Origin of the sequence: Streptomyces sp. NRRL WC-3549 (assembly GCF_000721935.1) — a bacterium.
Taxonomy (GTDB): Bacteria; Actinomycetota; Actinomycetes; order Streptomycetales; family Streptomycetaceae; genus Streptomyces.
Map to the genome: position 1 here is coordinate 162,571 of NZ_KL585421.1, position 1,036 is coordinate 163,606.

A 1,036-nucleotide genomic window follows, 5' to 3' on the forward strand; every position below is an offset into this window, starting at 1 on the left:
CTGCCGCTTCAACCGTCTTATCACCGGCACCAGATCCAGTATCGGACGCTCCCTGCGCACCGCCCTCTTGGCCACCGTGTTGATCGCCGCCGACGCCAGGGCCAGCGAGGCGACCCCGCGCAGCGCGGCCCTCCGGGACCGTGCGCTGGTGCCCAGCGCGGCCATGCCCGCCGCGGCGCCGAGCCACAGCACGCCGTGGTTCGCGCTGCGGCTCAGCCGGGGCAGCACGGGTTCGGCGCCCGGCCAGTGCCGCTCCGCCACGTGCCGGAACGCGGCGAGGTCGTACCGGTGGAGCCGGCTCTGCCAGGAACCGGCGGCGGGGAGTGGGTTCGAAGTCGACATGGCACAGCGAATACCCTGCCCACGGGCCGTGAACCAGGAGGCTCGCCCGCTTGGGAGCGGCCACGAATCCGACGAGCCGTGGCCTATGCGGTGGATTGTCCCTGTGTCCGGCCGTGCCTCGTGCCGGGCGCGTTGCCCGGACAAGTGGGCTGCGGCTAGCCTGCGTTCGTGATTCCGGTCAATGACCGGAGTGTCGAACGGAATGGGGTGGGTGATCATGGGGCGACTCGTCCCCGCGGTGACCAGGGCGCTGGACGTACTCGAACTCTTCCTGCAGAGCGACACCACCCTCTCCGCACCCGAGGTCACCCGCAGGCTCCAGCTGCCGCGGACCACCGTCCATGAGCTGCTCACCACCCTTGCCGCACGTTCCTACCTGGTCGCGGTCCCCGGGCAGCCCGGCCGCTACCGGCTCGGGGTACGCACCTACCAGCTCGGCAGCCGGTACGCGGAACAGCTCGACCTGGCCGCCGAGGGCCAGCAGGTGGCCCGGGAGGTCGCCGAGTCCTGCGGCGAGACGGTCCACGTGGCGATCCTGGAGGACACCGAGGTCATCTACATCGCCAAGGTGGACTCCACCCACGCGGTCCGGATGGTCTCCGCCGCCGGCCGCAAGCTGCCCGCCCACTGCACCTCCGTCGGCAAGCTGCTGCTGGCCGCACTGCCGGAGGCGGAGCCTGTCTCTTATACACAT

Annotated in this window: 1 protein-coding gene and 1 pseudogene; one reads left to right on the plus strand and one right to left on the minus strand. The window is 70.9% G+C overall.

Translation table 11 applies throughout. The features are described from left to right. Positions 1–342 (minus strand): annotated as a pseudogene (locus IH13_RS0126125) (phosphoesterase); the annotation flags it as partial. Positions 343–559: 217 nt separating this feature from the next. Between IH13_RS0126125 and IH13_RS0126130 the strand changes: the two are divergent. Further along, positions 560–1,036 (plus strand): IclR family transcriptional regulator (locus tag IH13_RS0126130; protein ID WP_158791306.1); only part of this gene is annotated, 477 nt, incomplete at its 3' end.